At 30.2% G+C, this 16,838-nt stretch carries 16 protein-coding genes; 10 read left to right on the top strand and 6 right to left on the bottom strand.

Features of this window, described 5'->3' with window-relative positions:
- Positions 1 to 69 precede the first annotated feature (69 nt).
- The gene (locus ACFQ1O_RS08670; protein WP_377715424.1) at positions 70 to 612 is read left to right on the top strand and encodes a sigma-70 family RNA polymerase sigma factor; all 543 of its coding nucleotides are present in this window, start codon (positions 70 to 72) and stop codon (positions 610 to 612) included.
- Here ACFQ1O_RS08670 and ACFQ1O_RS08675 read toward each other — a convergent pair.
- Positions 609 to 1,358, bottom strand: a complete 750-nt coding sequence (locus tag ACFQ1O_RS08675) for a DJ-1/PfpI family protein (protein ID WP_377715426.1) — start codon at positions 1,356 to 1,358, stop codon at positions 609 to 611. The genes ACFQ1O_RS08670 and ACFQ1O_RS08675 overlap by 4 nt on opposite strands.
- 81 nt (positions 1,359 to 1,439) lie before the next feature.
- Between ACFQ1O_RS08675 and ACFQ1O_RS08680 the strand changes: the two genes are divergently transcribed.
- Entirely contained in the window at positions 1,440 to 2,288 is an 849-nt protein-coding gene (locus tag ACFQ1O_RS08680; protein WP_377715428.1) for a DUF3667 domain-containing protein, read from the top strand.
- 9 nt (positions 2,289 to 2,297) lie between these two features.
- Here ACFQ1O_RS08680 and ACFQ1O_RS08685 read toward each other — a convergent pair whose 3' ends face one another.
- Both ACFQ1O_RS08685 and ACFQ1O_RS08690 read right to left on the bottom strand, forming a co-directional pair.
- On the bottom strand, positions 2,298 to 2,675 hold the full coding sequence (locus tag ACFQ1O_RS08685) for a VOC family protein (RefSeq protein ID WP_377715430.1): 378 nt from the start codon (positions 2,673 to 2,675) through the stop codon (positions 2,298 to 2,300).
- The gene (locus ACFQ1O_RS08690) at positions 2,672 to 3,883 is read right to left on the bottom strand and encodes an MDR family MFS transporter (protein ID WP_377715432.1); all 1,212 of its coding nucleotides are present in this window, start codon (positions 3,881 to 3,883) and stop codon (positions 2,672 to 2,674) included. The genes ACFQ1O_RS08685 and ACFQ1O_RS08690 overlap by 4 nt, the downstream gene beginning before the upstream one ends.
- A gap of 294 nt (positions 3,884 to 4,177) precedes the next feature.
- On the opposite strand from ACFQ1O_RS08690, the gene ACFQ1O_RS08695 reads away from it, so the two are divergent.
- Both ACFQ1O_RS08695 and ACFQ1O_RS08700 read left to right on the top strand, forming a co-directional pair.
- Positions 4,178 to 4,780 (top strand): DUF1684 domain-containing protein, encoded by a 603-nt coding sequence (locus ACFQ1O_RS08695; protein ID WP_377715433.1) that lies wholly within the window; start codon positions 4,178 to 4,180, stop codon positions 4,778 to 4,780.
- A gap of 1 nt (position 4,781) precedes the next feature.
- Complete coding sequence (locus ACFQ1O_RS08700) at positions 4,782 to 5,669, top strand: DUF3667 domain-containing protein (protein ID WP_377715435.1); 888 nt, start codon at positions 4,782 to 4,784, stop codon at positions 5,667 to 5,669.
- On the opposite strand, the gene crcB is transcribed toward ACFQ1O_RS08700, so the two are convergent.
- Entirely contained in the window at positions 5,662 to 6,027 is a 366-nt protein-coding gene (gene crcB / locus ACFQ1O_RS08705) for a fluoride efflux transporter CrcB (protein ID WP_377715436.1), read from the bottom strand. The two genes, ACFQ1O_RS08700 and crcB, sit on opposite strands and share 8 nt — an antisense overlap.
- Positions 6,028 to 6,132: 105 nt before the next feature.
- Here crcB and ACFQ1O_RS08710 point away from each other — a divergent pair, with 105 nt between their 5' ends.
- Positions 6,133 to 6,648, top strand: coding sequence for a DUF4494 domain-containing protein (locus ACFQ1O_RS08710; RefSeq protein ID WP_377715438.1), 516 nt, complete (start codon positions 6,133 to 6,135; stop codon positions 6,646 to 6,648).
- Between the two features lie 53 nt (positions 6,649 to 6,701).
- On the opposite strand, the gene ACFQ1O_RS08715 is transcribed toward ACFQ1O_RS08710, so the two are convergent.
- Positions 6,702 to 7,742 (bottom strand): SRPBCC family protein, encoded by a 1,041-nt coding sequence (locus ACFQ1O_RS08715; RefSeq protein ID WP_377715440.1) that lies wholly within the window; start codon positions 7,740 to 7,742, stop codon positions 6,702 to 6,704.
- A 141-nt stretch (positions 7,743 to 7,883) separates the two neighbouring features.
- Between ACFQ1O_RS08715 and ACFQ1O_RS08720 the strand changes: the two genes are divergently transcribed.
- The 5 genes from ACFQ1O_RS08720 (at position 7,884) to ACFQ1O_RS08740 (ending at position 15,381) form a co-directional block, all read left to right on the top strand.
- Positions 7,884 to 9,947 (top strand): dipeptidyl-peptidase 3 family protein, encoded by a 2,064-nt coding sequence (locus tag ACFQ1O_RS08720; protein WP_377715442.1) that lies wholly within the window; start codon positions 7,884 to 7,886, stop codon positions 9,945 to 9,947.
- Between the two features lie 191 nt (positions 9,948 to 10,138).
- Positions 10,139 to 11,128 (top strand): acyl-ACP desaturase, encoded by a 990-nt coding sequence (locus ACFQ1O_RS08725; RefSeq protein ID WP_377715443.1) that lies wholly within the window; start codon positions 10,139 to 10,141, stop codon positions 11,126 to 11,128.
- A gap of 145 nt (positions 11,129 to 11,273) precedes the next feature.
- Complete coding sequence (locus ACFQ1O_RS08730) at positions 11,274 to 13,211, top strand: tetratricopeptide repeat-containing sensor histidine kinase (RefSeq protein WP_377715445.1); 1,938 nt, start codon at positions 11,274 to 11,276, stop codon at positions 13,209 to 13,211.
- The gene (locus ACFQ1O_RS08735) at positions 13,211 to 13,945 is read left to right on the top strand and encodes a LytR/AlgR family response regulator transcription factor (RefSeq protein ID WP_377715447.1); all 735 of its coding nucleotides are present in this window, start codon (positions 13,211 to 13,213) and stop codon (positions 13,943 to 13,945) included. The genes ACFQ1O_RS08730 and ACFQ1O_RS08735 overlap by 1 nt, the downstream gene beginning before the upstream one ends.
- Positions 13,946 to 14,049: 104 nt before the next feature.
- Positions 14,050 to 15,381 carry a hypothetical protein gene (locus tag ACFQ1O_RS08740; protein ID WP_377715449.1) on the top strand — a complete coding sequence of 444 codons (1,332 nt, stop codon included), beginning with the start codon at positions 14,050 to 14,052 and terminating at the stop codon, positions 15,379 to 15,381.
- Positions 15,382 to 15,528: 147 nt separating this feature from the next.
- Here the strand turns inward: ACFQ1O_RS08740 and ACFQ1O_RS08745 are convergent, their stop codons facing one another.
- The gene (locus tag ACFQ1O_RS08745) at positions 15,529 to 16,701 is read right to left on the bottom strand and encodes a T9SS type A sorting domain-containing protein (protein ID WP_377715451.1); all 1,173 of its coding nucleotides are present in this window, start codon (positions 16,699 to 16,701) and stop codon (positions 15,529 to 15,531) included.
- Positions 16,702 to 16,838: the final 137 nt, after the last annotated feature.

A 16,838-nucleotide genomic window follows, 5' to 3' on the forward strand; every position in this document is an offset into this window, starting at 1 on the left:
GTACTTGTAACGGATGTAATTGTTAAATTGTATTCCCACGAGAGTGGGAATCTTTTTAAATTGTAGTATATGAATATTACTCAACTTTGGAATTCATATCATTTAGACATGAAACGTTTTGTTTTTAGTAAGGTGAAAAATGAGCAACTTACTAACGACTTAGTGCAGGAAACCTTTATTAAAGCTTATAGTAAAATAGATACCATTATAGACGATAAAAAGGTAAAATCATGGCTGTTTTCTATAGCTAGAAATACAACACTCGATTATTTTAGAAAATCACAATTAACAGTCCCTTTATTAGATTATGATACCAAAGATGAATTTTGGGAAAATAAAGAACACTCGCCAGAAGATTGTTTGCCAGGGATTATTAAAAACCTTCCTAAAAAATATAGAGACCCTCTTTTTTTGGCAGATATAAAAGGAATGAAACAAGCAAAAGTTGCAGAACAATTACAATTACCACTATCTACTATAAAATCACAAATTCAACGAGGAAGAAAATTGATAAAACAAGGGTACATAGATTGCTGTGATTATTCAGAAAATGATAAGGGAGAACTAGTTGGAGAAGTGAAACCTAAAGAAAACTGTAAAGTTTGTGGTTAGTTTTTAATTATTAAATGAGGTATTTTTTCTAAATCCCAATCTATTACTAGTCCAGCGGCTATTTGTTTAGTAACTTCTTTTCCGTATAAGTGTTCACACAAGTACAAGGCTGCTTCAAAGCTTTTAGCTCCTCCAGCCGAAGTGATGTACTTATTATCGTGAACAAACAAAACTTCTTTTCTAATATCTAATTCTGGAAACATATCTTTCATTTTATTTATATCACTCGGGAAAGTAGTAGATACAGAGTTATTTAAAACTCCTGCCTTAGCTAATACAAAGGCGCCATCGCAATGAGAAGTAATAAACTGAGCTTCTTGATCTATCTTTTTTACAAAGTTAATCATGACTTCATCTTCTAAATCAGAATCTAAATGATGTTCGGCACTTGGTATAACTAAAATATCTATTTCAGGTAATAAATCTGTAGTATAATCATAATCAGGCAGTATTCGTATTCCTTCAAAAGAAATAATAGGATCTAAAGTATTAGCAACGGTAAATACATTCATAGCTTTTATACCCTTTCTAAAAATAGTATGCTGAAAAATATCGTAGGGAGCTGTTAATTCGGTATTATAAACCCCATTCATAATTAGAAAGGCAACATTGTAGTTTTTTGGGGTAAGTTTGGGTAAATAGCGTTCTTTCTTTTCTTCTTTTTGTGATTCTATTGTTGATTGAGCAACTTGTTCTTTACATGAAAAACAAGAAATAACGAAGCAGAATGTAATAAAATATTTCATATATTAAATGTAAGAAAAGTATCTTAAATTAAAAGCATGTTTTTATATTTGAGCTCCTAATTGAACTAATATTATTTATTTGTGAATTGTAAAAATTGTGCTGCGACTTTAAGTACTGAAGACTTGTTTTGTAATAAATGTGGAGCTAAGGTAGTAATAGAAAAAATAACACTTAGAAAACTAATAACTGAGGTTGTTTCTAACGTATTTGGTTTTGATAGTAAATATTTCAGAACTCTAAAAATGATGGTAGTTAGCCCAAAAATAGTTTTGAGTGAGTATTTATCTGGAGTTAGAAAAAAGTATGTAAATCCGTTTGCGTTTTTAGCTATTGGTACTGCTTTATCACTACTGGTTTTTAATTTATTTCCAGATAGTTTTATAGAAATACAATCGAGTATGGGGGGTGAACAATTTTCTGAATTAAGAGAATTAGCCGAACGAGATTTAACAGCAATTGAAGGAATATCTGAGAAGGAATTACAACAATTAAAAATTCAACAAGATTCAGCAAGATTTCAATTAAATTTTCAAGAAAAGTGGTTAAAGTATTTTCTTAAATATTTTAACATATTAACATTTGTTTTTTTATTATTCTATGCTTTGTTAAGCAAGTGGACTTATAGAAAGTCTTATAACTTAGGAGAACACATGGTTATAAATGCATTTATACAAGGAGTTACTATGTGGTTTACCGTAATAGCCTTTTTTCTATCTATGTTTATTTCGCCTATTATTTATACATTGAGTCCAGTTTTAATGTTACTATTTTATTGGTATGCATTGAGTAAATTACATGACCACTCTATAGTAAAAAGTATAATAAAATTGTTGCGTTTTATAGTGCTTACTACTATAATGTTCTTACTAATTTTTATTATAGGAACTATTGTGGGTATAATAGTTGTATTTGTAAGTAAAGCAATGTAATGGCAGTATTTAATTAATTCTCCAAGGAGGATTTTTACGATTTTTACCTGCTGAGTAAATAATTAATTGATTACCATCTAGATCTTTTAAATAAGCTTCTTTCCACAGCCAAGATTGCTCTTTGGGTAATTGTTCAAATACAATTCCTTTCTTTATTAGTTGATTGACGGTTTTATTTAAATCATCGACTTCAAAATAAATGCTGATTCCGGTTTTATTAGGTAGTTGATCTACTAGATGTAAAGAGAAAGTGCTTTCTCCGTTTAAACATTCAAAACGGGCATACCTGGGTAAAGCATCTACTATAAGATTGAATCCTAACTTTTGATAAAATACTACCGCCTTTTTAAGGTTTAAAGACGGTAGAGTTATTTGGTTTAAATTCATGTGCTTATGCTTTTTAATTTCATTCGTTGTCTTAATATATATAACAACAATATACATATTGTAGAAATAGCAGTTATAATATACCAAGTGTTGTTGTATCCAATATATTCTATTAAATGCATCCCTCCGTTATGGCTAAATATATGTGCTATAGAAAAAGCAATACTATACAAAGCCATATATTCTCCTTTATTGCCACGTTTAGATCTATCCATTGCAAAGGCATTAGAAAAAGGAAAGGCTATCATTTCTCCAATAGTCACTAATAACATACTAATTACTAATATTCCAACCCAAGAAGTAGTTGTTAATATAATAAAACTCAACCCGGTTAAAATAGCACCTATAAGCATTAGTCCAGATTTTGAGCGTTTAGTTTTTTCTAACCATTTTACTACAGGCATTTCTAAAACAAAAATGATAGAACCATTCATACCCATTAATAAGCCTATTTGAAATTCACTTAAAAAGTGAATGTTTTTATAGTATAAGGGAATAGTTGAAAAAAACTGCATAAAAACAATTCCGAATAAAGACATAGCAACAAGAAATACCCAAAATGTTTTATCTGTATAAGCCGATTTTGGATTGATAACCTTTTCTTCATCAATAACTATAGCCTTTTTGGGATTAAGTACTTTAAGTAATAAAATACTGGCTAAAGCACAAGTAATGCCATCAACCCAAAATAAGCCTCCATAACTCAAATACGTTATAATTAATCCACCAACAGCTGGTCCTGCAGAAAAACCTAAGTTAATCGCTAAACGTATTAAGGTTACAGATCTAGTTTTGTTTTCGGGTTTGCTATAAGCACTCAAAGCAACAAACATAGCAGGTCTAAAAGTGTCTGCTACTGTCATAACTATAAAAATTCCTAAACAGAAAGAACTAAATGTGGTTAAGAATTGTAATCCAATAAATAATAACCCTGTTAGCAATAAGCTAAACAACATTACTTTGTAATAGCCTATTTTATCGGTTAGTTTTCCTCCCAACCATGAGCCAGCTGCAGAACCTAAACCAAAAGCAGACATTATCCAACCAACATTACTGGGTGTGAAATCTAGACTTTCTGTAAGGTAAAGTGATAGAAACGGAATAACCATGGTACCAGCTCTGTTTATTAATGTAATAAGTGATAACCACCAGACTTCTTTAGACAGCCCGCTAAAAGAGTCGATATAATTTAAGTAGAGTTTTTTCATAATAGTTGTTTTTTGATTGATGATGATTAAATTGATATGATTGATGATGAACCCAGTTAGGAATTCTATATAAAAATAAAACGCCTGACGAAGAAGCCAGGCGTTTTTATATTGATATAATTGATATCATTATTGAGATAACAAATAAATACAACAAGTGCCCGATCTTCTCTTTTGAGAAGGCCTGTAGACCCATTTATTTATTTGTGTACAAATCATTTTTGTAAGTATTTGATACTGCAAAGCTATAGAATTTTTAATTATAAAGTTTATTTTTGAAATAAATTTTTTAAAATGAAGAGATTATTACTTTTAGTATTATTGGTGTCAAGTACTGTTTTTGCTCAAAATAAAGAAGCAATCAAAGAAATAAAAGAGCACCAAAAAGAATTGAATACACAATTTAAAACAGAAGGAAAATCTCCGTTAACAGAAAAAGACAGGAAACATTTTAAAGCCTTAGATTTTTTTGATATTGATTTAAGTTATAGAGTAGAAGCTAATTTTGTAAGAACTAAAGATGAAGCTTCTTTTAAAATGAAAACTTCTACAGATAGGTTACCTGAATATGTCAAATATGGAGAATTACATTTTAAATTAAAGGGTAAAAAACTAAAGTTAAATGTATATCAGAACGTTAAGTTAATTGAAAAAGAAGAATACAAAGACTATTTATTTATTCCTTTTACAGATTTAACTAATGGTGAAACTAGTTATGGAGGAGGAAGATATATAGATTTTAAAAAGCCATTCCAAAATAATGTAGTATTAGATTTTAATAAATCATATAATCCATATTGTGCTTATTCTGGAAGGTATTCTTGCCCAATACCTCCAATAGAGAATCATTTATTAGTAGAGGTTACTGCTGGCGTAAAAAAGTTTAATAAGCATTAAAATGGGAAAGAGGAGAAGGAAAAGAATTAGTTGTCCTAATTGCAAAACTCATTTAAAAGAAGAAATGAATTTTTGTTTTAATTGTGGGCAAGAAAATCATATTAGAAGAGTAACAGTAAAGATGTTAATAAATGATTTTACATCTACTTACTTTTCTTTTGATAATAAATTATTTAGATCACTAAAATTTTTACTTTTCAAGCCTAGTTTTCTATCATTAGAATATTTGAATGGAAAAATAGAAGCTTATCTCCGCCCTATTAGATTATATGTATTTATTAGTTTTTTCTTTTTCATATTATTAGGTGTTACGTCTAATGGAAGTGTCATTAACAATATAGTTGACACAAGGAATGATAAAATAGAGAAAGTTGCTGAAGAACAAGATAAAACTTTGGCAGATAAAACTACTAAATACGAACAAGAAGACACTTTAATAGAAGATATTGATGCTGATTTTGAGGAAAAGATGAAACAAATTTTCTCTGACAAAAAAGAGGCAAGAAACTTTTTTAATTATTTACAAAATAAACTACCTATTTTGTTATTTGCCATGATACCTGTTTTAGGGTTTATACTATTTATATCTTTTTATAAAAAAGAGTATTTCTATATAGACCATTTGGTATTTGCTCTTCATTTGCAGGCCTTTTTATTTGTCATGCTATCTATTACAACCATAATCGATTGGATGTTTTCAGAAGATGTAGGAGGTTTTGCTTTTTTAGCGTTATTAATTTATGGTTTTATTGCTGCTAAGAAATTTTATAAAAGATCAATAATCAGTACCCTTTTTAGGTTACTTATTGTTGGAGTTTTGCATGTTTTTATTAGTATAATTGCTTTAACAACATTCTTTTTTGTAGTAATGAATAGTTATTCTATTTAGTAAGATACATACCAAAAAACACCATAAAAAAACCTACAATAAAGCTTCCTATTGTATATAGGGCGAACGATAAAAAATCACCAGATTTTAAGAATAAATGGTTCTCATAAGCAAAGGTTGAGAAAGTAGTGAAACCACCACAAAATCCTGTTGCTAATAGTAAAACATGATTTTGTGATACCAGATTCTCTTTATTAGCCATTCCTAGTATAAGACCTATTAATAAAGATCCTAGTATGTTGGCTAAAAAAGTACCGTATGGTATTCCAGTAATATTAGAGTTCAAAGCTTTGCCTATAAAATAACGTAAAACACTACCGGTACCTCCTCCTAAAAAAATAAGTAAAATAGCTTTCATAAGATAGCGAAGATATGAAAAATCAAATTGTGAATATCTAAATTAATATCTTGTTTATTCAATGTCATCAGCAGTTATATTTGCCAGTCTAAAAAATGAAAAATTATGAGTGCTACATGGTATGAATGTAAAGTAAAGTATAGAAAAATAGACGAAACTGGTAAGCAAAAAGTGGTTACAGAACCGTATTTGGTTGATGCTGTTTCTTATACCGAAGCAGAGAAGAGAATAAACGAAGAAATGGCTCTGTATGTTACAGAAGAATTTATGATTACGAATATTAAAGTTGCCAATTTTGCAGAAATTCATCCGTTTGAAAATAGTGATCGTTGGTTTAAATCTAAAATATCTTTGGTAGCCTTTGATGAAGAGAGTGGTAAGGAAAGAAAAACAAATATGTATTTTCTAGTACAAGCAAACGATGTAAAGGAAGCTTTTGATAATTCAAATGCTGTTTTGGTTAATACCACATCCGATTATTCAATTCCAGCTATATCAGAATCGCCTATTATGGATGTGTTTCCGTATTTTGATGGTGAACTAGAAAAGTTAGAAGAATTCAATAAGTTAAAGGCCGTAAAAGAACCAATAGTTGAAGAGCTTAAAGAAGAATTAGTATAAAAAAATAGAGGTTGTTTTTAAAAACAACCTCTATTTTTTTATAAGAGAATTTTTTATTTAACTGGATAGTGAATTTCAGTTTCAATTTCTTCAGGTTTAACAGTACTAGGATCGTTAACATACAATTCCCAAATAGGTCCATTTTGTTCTAACCCATTTTCTTTTAAATAGGCATCTATAGCCATATGAGCTTCATGATCACCAGTTCCGTAAGGGCCGTATTTAGACATCATAATGTTATTACCTTTAGGTAAAGTGATTTTTTCCATACCATCTGCTAAAGGAATATCTTTTTTAACTACAAGTCCAATATAAAATTCAGCTTCTCCAGCTTTTTCATCCCATTTTGTAAATACTGCGCCTGGTGTGTAATCACCTTCTTCCATTTTTTGTGCTACAGCATGCATACCAGCTTTAGGTAAAAACTCCATAAACAACTTAGTCATTGCTTCATGGTCTATTTTCATATTTTGTTTATACCCAATAAATTGCTGAGCTTCTTGATCTAATTTCATAATACCTCCTAAAGAATAAGTAGGTGCAGGAGGAGCAGGTGGATTCTTGGTAAAATCGTCTACAACAATACTGTCTAACTTTTCTAAACCTCTTAAAAAAGAAGCTTCATTTGCTTTTTCCATTCCACCTTGAGGTAACATCATAGCTTTTAATTTAAAATCTGAATTACCTTTCATACCCCAGGTAACTTTTGTTCCTTCGTCAGTTTCTTCTAAACTCCAGTTTACCTCAGAAGGTTCAAAACCTGCAAATTTTAATTCTTGTTTCAGCGATTTATTTTCAATAGCTTCTAGAGTCTTCATACTTCCTGGTCCCCAAGCTCCATTCCAAGAGTATCTAGCACCAACCCCAGAAGTTTGGTCACTGTATTGAAATGTCATTGTAGTATCTTGTTCTTGCCAAGGTCCCCAAGCTTCACATTTTTTATAATCACTTATATGTTTGTATACATATTCAATTGGCGCTTTAATTATTCTACTTCTTTCAAAATTATAAGAACTAGGTTGCATTGCTGCTAAAATGCAATAACCAAGAACTACAACTACAATTAAAATGAGTAAATACTTAACTATTTTCATGTTTAGTTTGTTTTAAGTTAGTTGTTTAAACTAACGAGTTAGTAAAAGTTAATATTCTAGTGCCCTAAATATAATAAAAAATGTTGTTTTTATATATTAGTCACTTTCACTACTTTTAGGGCAATTAAATCTATTTAACAAATGAAAATAAAACCAATTTTAGGCTTAGTATTGGCCTCTACACTAGTTATTTCTTGTGGTAAAAACAAAAATGAAGAAACTAAAGAATCTACTCAACCAGCTGTAGAACAAGTAGCTAATAAAAAAGAAAACAAAGAATTTAATTACAACGTAGGTAAATTTGCAGATATAAAAGTATTACGCTATCAAATACCAGGTTTTAATGAATTGAGTTTAAAAGAACAAAAATTGGTTTACTATCTTACTCAAGCTGGACTTGAGGGAAGAGATATAATGTGGGATCAAAATTACCGTCATAATTTAACGATTCGTAAAGCTTTAGAAAGTGTATACAACAATTTTTCGGGAGATAAAACTACTAATGATTGGATGGCTTTTGAAGAATATCTAAAAAGAGTATGGTTTTCAAATGGTATACACCATCATTACTCTAACGATAAGTTACAACCAGAGTTTTCTTCAGATTATCTAAAAACACTTTTAGCAGAAACTAATACTATTTTAGAAGGAGAAGCTTTTGATGTGATTTTTAATGATAAAGATGCAAAAAAAGTGAACCAAGCAAAAGGAGTTGATAATGTAGCATTAAGTGCAGTTAATTTTTATGGTCCTAATGTAACCAATGCAGATGTAGAATCTTTCTACAAAAAAATGAAACATCCTAATCCAGATAAGCCTCTATCATACGGATTAAACTCTCAGTTGGTGAAAGAAAATGGAGAATTGAAAGAGCGTGTTTATAAATCTGGTGGCTTGTATGGATCTGCAATTGATAAAATTATTGGTTGGCTAGAAAAGGCTCAGGGTGTAGCAGAAAATAAGGCTCAGGCAGATGCTTTAGCACTTTTAATAAAATACTACCAAACAGGAGATTTACAAACTTGGGATGATTATAATGTTGCTTGGACTGCTGCTACAGAAGGTAATATAGATTATATTAATAGTTTTATAGAAGTATATAACGATCCGTTAGGCTATAGAGGTTCTTATGAAAGTATTGTTCAAATAAAAGACTTTGATATGTCTAAAAAAATGGCAGTTTTAGCCAATAATGCGCAATGGTTTGAAGATAATTCACCTTTAATGGATGCCCATAAAAAGAAAAACGTAGTTGGGGTAAGTTATAAAGTGGTTAGCGTTGCTGGAGAGGCTGGAGACGCTTCTCCAAGTACACCAATAGGAGTTAACTTGCCTAATGCTAATTGGATTAGAGCTGCAGTAGGGAGTAAATCAGTTTCTTTAGGAAATATAATAAATTCGTATAATAATGCAGGAGGGAGCGGTCGTTTAAAAGAATTTGCTCACGATGCAGAGGAAGTAGAACTAGAAGAGAAATACGGAAAGTTAGCCGATAAGCTTCATACTGCTTTGCATGAAGTAATTGGTCATGCTTCTGGACAGCTAAACCCTGGAGTGGGAGAAACAAAAGAAACCTTAAAAAATTATGCTTCAACATTAGAAGAAGGAAGAGCAGATTTGGTAGGATTATATTATTTATATGATGCTAAATTACAAGAATTAGGTTTAGTAGATGATTGGAAAGCTGTTGGTAAAGCTGCTTACGATGGCTATATTAGAAATGGTTTAATGACTCAATTAATTCGATTAAATCTAGGAGATAATGTAGAAGAAGCGCATATGCGTAACCGTCAGTGGGTATCTGCATGGGTTTTTGAAAAAGGACAAGCTGATAATGTTATAGAGAAAGTTGTAAAAGACGGAAAGACCTATTTTAATATCAATGACTACGATAAGCTGCATGATTTATTTGGTGAATTATTAAGAGAAACTCAGCGTATTAAATCTGAAGGAGATTTTAATGCTGTTGAAGCTTTAGTAGAAGGTTATGGTGTAAAAGTAGATCAGGCGATACATGCAGAAGTATTAGAGCGTAACGAACAGTTTAAAGACCCAGCTTATAGCGGGTTTGTAAATCCTGTTATAGTACCTACCACAGATGTAAATGGAGACATTAGTGGATTTACAATTGAACAACCAGAAACCTTTGAAGGTCAAATGTTAGAATACGCTAAGAAATACAGTAATTTACCAACTGTAAACTAGTTAGTAATTTAAGTATTTTACTAAGGGAGGTGTTTTTTAGTAAATACCTCCCTTATTTATTAAGACAAATTTTACAATTTAAAAGAAAAATAGTTAAATATAATATTATACCTAAAATAGAGCTATTAACTAATGTTAATATGGTATATTTGGACAATTCAAGCGACTTAAATCCCCTTAAAAAGTAAAAAATGTCTATACCAAACATAAGAAAAGAAGTAATGCAAACACTAGAAAAAAAAATTGATGTGTTTGTAGATAAATTTTTAATACCTGTTGAAGAAATTTGGCAACCAACAGATTTCTTACCTAACGCTCAGTCTGAAAATTTTATTGATGAAATAAAAGAAATTCAAGAAATATCTAGAGAACTAGATGATGATTTTTGGGTTGTAATGGTTGGAGATATGATTACTGAAGAGGCATTACCTACATATGAATCTTGGCTAATGGATTTAGATGGAGTGCAACAAGACCAAGAGGAAGATCCTAACAATGGTTGGGCAAAGTGGGTAAGAGCTTGGACTGCAGAAGAAAATAGACATGGAGATGTATTAAATAAGTATTTATATTTATCTGGACGGGTAAATATGCGAGAAGTAGAAATGTCTACTCAGTATTTAATAGCTGATGGGTTTGATATTGGTACTGCTAAAGATCCGTATAAAAACTTTGTTTATACAAGTTTTCAAGAATTAGCAACATATATATCTCATAATAATGTAGCTAAAATAGCTCGTAAAAATGGACATAAGGTATTGGCTAAAATGTCTAAAATTATTGCAGGAGATGAAATGAGACATCATGTAGCATATTCAGACTTTGTAAAGGAGATATTTAAAATAGATCCTAATGAAATGATGCTAGCTTATTACTATATGATGAAAAAGCAAATAGTAATGCCCGCTATGTTTTTAAGAGAGTCGTATGCAGAAAAAGCTTCAATATTCGATCAATTTTCAATGGTAGCTCAAAGAGCTGGAGTTTATACTGGTTTTGATTATGTTGATATTATGAAAAAGCTAAATAAAGTATGGGAAATAGATAAAATTTCTAATTTGTCTTCTGAGGCCGAAAAAGCGAGAGATTATCTAATGCGTTTGCCAGATAGAATGTATCGTATAGCCGAGAGAGCAGTTATACCAGATACCAAATACCAATTTAAATGGATGAATATTTAGAAATAACAAAAAGCAACAGTGATATTGTTGCTTTTTTTGTTTGGGATAATTGCTAGACTTTTAGGGATACATTTCTTTCGTTACTAAGCTTAAAAAACAGTTAATTATTTATGTTCTTGCTATATTTGTACTAGTAGCTAAAAGAATGAAAGCTAAACATTTATACATACTCGTTATTATTTTTAATTACTTTTTTAGTTTTAGTTTATCAGCTCAAACAGAGGATAAACTTTATGACTATGAAAGTTTATCATTAAATGATAAGTTAGAAATTTTCAATGATCTATCAGATTCAGAAATAATAGAAAACACTACTTTTTTATTAAACAACCTACCTGATAATCTAAATAATGATTTAGATGACCACTTATTTCTTAAACTTAATTTAGCTTATGCAGATTTGCATTATTTTAATAACGATTATATTAAAAGCATTAATACGTTAAAAACATTGTTAGGAAAAGAACAATTGTCTGTAAGCAATAAGGTTGAGGTGCTATCTAAATTAAAAAGAGCTTATTACAAATTACAATTATACTCAGATATTTTTGAATTAAACACTAAAATTAAAGATTACATAAAGCAAGGAGCAGAGTACCCTCTTTGGACATATAACATGAATAGTAGGCTATATGCCCAATTAAAAATGTATGATAAGGCAGCCTCAACACTTAGGAGAGAATTAGAAGAATTGATAGCAGAAGATAAAGGGGAGCCTTTAATTGTTTCATCTGGTTTTAATGATTTAGGGTATTATTTTTTTAAGGCAGAAAATTATAACCTTGCTTTGTTAAATTACAATAAAGCTTTGAGTTATGCCGAACAAAATTTAAAAGGTAAGCATCAAGATCATTATAGAGATATTACAGCGTTGGTTAAAGGTAATATTGCAGAGGTTTATGTAGTAAAAGAAAAATATAAAGAGGCCATTCCGTTATTAATTGAAGATATAGAAATAGGTTTGTTAAACTCTGGTAATTTGCAAAGTACAGCGAATAGCTATAATTTACTAGTAAAATGCTATATTAAAATAGGGCAGTATTACAAAGCTAAATCTACACTAGAAAAAATACCCTATGTATTAAGTCAATTGACAAATAAAGATACAGAGGTTATTTACTTAAAAAATACGGCAACGTATTATTATAAAATAAATCAGAAAGATTCTGCTTACTCTTATTTTAACAAAGCTTTTAAACTTAAAAATGTTATTGATAAAAACGACCTAAATAAATTATTGGCTAGTAATGAATTAGTTTATACAAGAGAACAAGAAAAAAAATTAGTAGAGCAACATAAAATAAATTTAATAAATCAAGAAGTAAGATTTAAAGATAAGTTAAACAAGGTAATAACTTTTTTGGCAGTTTTTTTGTCAATAATACTGTTTATTAGTTTGTACAACGGTTATTTTTTAAAGAAAAGTAGAAAAGAAATAAAGCTAAAAAATGAACAAATAAAAATTGCTTTATCAGAAAAAGAAGTTTTACTTAAAGAAGTACATCATAGGGTAAAAAATAACCTTCAGATTATTTCTGGATTGTTAGACTTACAGAGTATTAATATTGATAATGACAAGGTAAAAATATTACTCAAAGAAGGTCAAAACAGAATTCAATCTGTAGCGCTTATGCATAAAATGATGTATCAATCTGACGCTGTTAGTAAGGTAAATATGCAAAACTATTTAGAGGAATTGTTATCAGTATTAGAAAGCTCTTATAGAGATAACACTAAGAATATTTTAATTAGTATTGTTGCAGATAATATCGACTTTAGTGTAACAACAGCTGTTCCTGTAAGTTTAATAGTTAACGAAGCAGTTTGTAATGCTTATAAGCATGCTTTTGTAAAACAAAACTCAGGCAAGATCAGTATAAAATTGATTCAATTGAACGAAGATGCTTTTGAGTTAAGTATTAAAGATGATGGAGTTGGTTTAGATAAGGATTTTAAATTAGATAAAATTAGCTCAATAGGGTTTGATTTAATAAGCGGATTGTCAAGACAGCTTAAAGGCAAATTAAGTGTTTTGAATTCAGAAGGCGCATTGGTAAAGGTTATTTTTAAAGGAGGTATTTAATGAATACAACAGCTAAAATATTAATAGTAGAAGACGAATATATAACCGCCAAATCAATAGCAAATTTTTTATCTTCTCAAGGATATACAATTGTCGGATGTGCGTTAAATATAAATGAAGCCTTGAATTTTTTCAAAGAAGAAGAGATTGATTGTGTAATTTTAGATGTTAATTTAAATGATGATAAAGATGGTATATGGTTAGGTACATATATTCAGGAAAATTATCAGATACCATTTATATATTTAACAGCATATACAGATCATAAAACACTTAACGAAGCTATAAATACTAGCCCTTACGGATTTTTAAATAAACCATTTCAAAAGTCAGAACTATTTTCATCTATAGAAATAGCCTTATTGAAACATAATTCATTAATGCGTTTAAAAGAAAAAAGTTCTTTAACTGAAAGAGAACAATATATATATTTAAAAAACATTGATAAATTTGAAAAGGTGCTTTGGAAAGATATTCGTTATATTGAGTCTCAAAAAAACTATCTTTTTATTCATACAAAGCAGCTTACATATAAGCATAGGGAAACAATAAAAGAATTTATAAAAGTATTACCAAATAAAAAATTTATTCAAGTTCATAGAGCTTTTATAGTTAACCTAGATCAAATAAGCAGTTACAAAAAGTCAGTAATGGAAATAGAAATTGAAAACAATAAAATACCTGTTTCTAAAAGCTACAAAGCTGATTTAATAAGATTTATAGAATCTAAATAAGCACATAAGTTGTTCTATACCAGTTTTATGTAATTATATCCCAACTTTTTTAAAAAGGGTTTTATTATTAAGTGATTTGTATCATCTTTAAAATAATACCCGAAATGAATAAAAACAATTTACTATTAATGTTGCTGTTATGCACATTTGGTACCTATGCTCAAGTAGGAATAGGTACAACTACACCAGATTCAAGTGCTATGTTAGATATAGATTCTAATACTTCTGGTTTGTTAATACCAAGAATGTTAGAAACAGAACGTAACGCAATAACAAGTCCTGCTACAGGTTTATTAATTTATCAGACAGATAACTCACCTGGATTCTATTACTATAATGGAACTATATGGACAACCTTTGGAGGAGCAGATACTGACTGGACAGTAGTGGGGAATGATATGTATAATGCTAATTCTGGCAATGTTGGAGTAGGTACCAACAGTCCTTCTACTAAATTTCATATAGAAAACATAGGTACCCCTGGAAGCTTATTAAATCAAGGTTTTGAATCAGGAATGGGGTCATTTACAACAGGAGGAGATGCTAATTGGACAATACAGTCTACTAATGTTAATTCAGGATCAAACGCAGCAGGAGCGGGGACTATTACTGACTCACAAACAACTTACATGGAGCGAACAATAACCATTCCAGCAGGAGGTGCTTCACTTAGTTTTTATTATGAAGTAAGTAGTGAATCTGGTTACGATTATTTACGCTTTTATATTGATGGAGTACAGCAAGACCAGTGGTCAGGTACAATAGGTTATACTCAACAAATATATTTACTTGCAGCAGGGACTCAAACTTTAAGGTGGGCTTATGAAAAAGATAGTTCAGCAAGTAGTGGTAGTGATACGGCTTATGTAGACGATATAACTATTACAACAACAGCACCTGCAGCTATGCGATTGGTAGACGGTAATCAAGGTGTGGGTAAGGCATTAGTATCTGATGCAAACGGAAATGCTACATGGCAAACTTTATCTAATAATAACATTAGTAACTTACCAAATATATTAGAGTTTCAAACAATGGAAATTCCTATTTGTAATAATGTGTCAACTGGTAGCACAGGTAGTTTTAATATAGATGTTAGAGGTGTTAATACAACTGTATCATGGGAGATTTTATCAAGACAAACTACTGTCGGAACAGTAGCTACTATAAGCGGAAACGATGTCTTATTGGCACCTTACAGGCCAGAAAGATTACAAGTACGTTATGATTTTTCTCCAGCATTACCATTTGCTCCTAGTGGAATGATATTTAGTGCAAATAATAACAGCTCACATCCAGACACTTTTAGTTTGAATTATGCCTCTAAATCAGCAGCGTCTATTACTATGAATATTACTAGAACTGATATTTTTGGAGATCAAACTTCTGATTGTTGGCAAGGTCAATTTTACTTTGATGTTTTAATAACTGAATAATAAGAGTTTAGCCCCCAATTATATATAGATTTATTACACAATGGGTAATTAAAATTCGGGTTTTTAATGCAGATAATAAATCTTTAAAAAGAGCGCTTTATGCGCTCTTTTTTTATGTTTAATGTGAGGTATTGTAAAGTAGTAATTTTATTTTACTAACATTTTAATGTTTTTATATAGACTTTCTGACTGTAATGTTAAAAAATAAATACCACGAGCATAGCGTTGAGTATTAATAGTTAGTATTTCAGCACCTAAAGAATTAATGGTTTTGATATGTTTGCCATTTATATCTTTAATAGAAATATACACTTCTTCATTTAAACGAGAACAGTCTAGGTATACATTGTCACTTTCAGTTGGATTTGGGTATAGTTTGATTAAATTATTTAGCTCATGTTGACTAACTGATAAAGAATTTATTTGGATACAATTTGAAATTCCATTGCAACCATTTTCAGTTATTTGTACTGCATAGCTACCGTTAGAAGTAGGAGTAAAGTTTTGATTTGTAGCTCCACTTATAGGTGCATTACCATTATTACAATCAACCCATTGGTAACTAGCCCCAGTTAAATTAGAGCTAAGAGTATTGTTATTATTTGTAATTGTGTAAGTTGGGTTAGAAGTATATTTACAAGTTCTTAGTTTATATTGTTCTATTTCTGCTTCTGTCATATTGTGAATATTATTAGCTGGAGCTGCATTAATAGTATAATAATAAAAAGCTTCAGAATCTGCTTGACTTAAACCCATAGCCACATAATAATTTATATATGGTTGATGATTATCATGGCCTACTGGGTAATCGGTCGCTTCGTTAGTACCGTCGCTCCATGAGTGTACACCAACTTCTGCACCTGGATCTATAATACGTTTGTTACCCGCAAAGAACATATCTGTTCCTCCAGAAGCAATAAAAGCATCTTGATTATAAGCATTTACAGCAGGAAGGTAGGTGGTATAACCTCTATCTTTTAACTTTTGAGAAGCTTGTAAATTGGCAGTATCATCTTCACTACCTGGTATTTGCATAAATACTAGAGTGGTAACATTGGGATAATTATCTATAAAAGTTTGAGTAACGGCAGGGGTAGTACTGCCAATTACTCCGTGTAATACAGCATAAGTAGATGTGTTGCTAGGTACATCAAAACGCAAAGGAGCATTCTCATTTAGAGTTAAACTGTTTAAGTAATTACTAAGACCAGAAATGTCAGGAGTACAATCACAAGACTCAGGTGTTTGAGAATTTGCAATAAAACTAAATAGAAATACTACTAAGTTAAAGAATTTCGAAAAGGGGAATTTACAATCCATATCTAAAAATTTATAGGTTACATTTTTTAGATATGGTATATAGTAAGTACTATACAAATTCAATCAAGAATTGCTCCTCCCAATTTCTTCCATATGTTAGAGGATTCTTTTAGTAGATTAAATTCATTCCAAATATA

Origin of the sequence: Pseudofulvibacter geojedonensis (assembly GCF_042675745.1) — a bacterium.
Lineage (GTDB): Bacteria > Bacteroidota > Bacteroidia > Flavobacteriales > Flavobacteriaceae > Pseudofulvibacter > Pseudofulvibacter geojedonensis.